We start from the raw sequence: 632 nt of genomic DNA on the forward strand, positions 1-632 counted from the left end.
ACCCGCACCTCCGTGACGTGGCGATCCCCAACGATTGGGACCGGCGGGGTTTTCCGGGGGGGAGCTACCATTCCAACGCCCTTCTCGAGCTTGAGAAGGAATATGTCTTCCGCAATCACTGGCAGATCGCCGGCCATGTCTCCGACGTGCCGAATCCGGGCGACTATCTGACCATGGACGTGATCGGTGAGCGCGCGCTGATCGTGCGCGGCAAGGACGGCATCGTGCGCGCCTTCAACAATATGTGCCGCCACCGCGGCAGCCGCGTCGTCGCCGACAGCCAGGGCACTTGCAAGAACGCGCTTGTCTGCCCGTTCCATGGCTGGGTCTACAATCTCGATGGCACGCTGCGAGGGGCCGCCCGCCCGCGCTCCTTCCCCGAGCTCGACAAGACCGAGTTCGGCCTGATGCCGCTCGACCTCGAAATCTGGATGGGCTTCATCTTCATCCGCTTCCGCAAGGGCGGCCCGCAGCCTTCCGTCGCCGAGCTGCTCAAGCCGATCGAAGCCGAGATGGCGCATTACAACGTCGCCGACATGGTGCCGTCCTGGGGCATCTGGACGCAGAAATCGCCGGTCAACTGGAAATCGGTGCGCGACGTCGACAATGAAGGCTATCACGTCGCCATGGCG

At 63.9% G+C, this 632-nt stretch carries 1 protein-coding gene; it reads left to right on the forward strand.

All coding sequences use genetic code 11. The features are described from left to right. Positions 1-632: aromatic ring-hydroxylating dioxygenase subunit alpha (locus EOD07_RS36645; protein ID WP_164772970.1), on the forward strand; the 632-nt coding region annotated here is incomplete at both ends.

Source organism: Mesorhizobium sp. M2C.T.Ca.TU.002.02.1.1, from assembly GCF_003997225.1.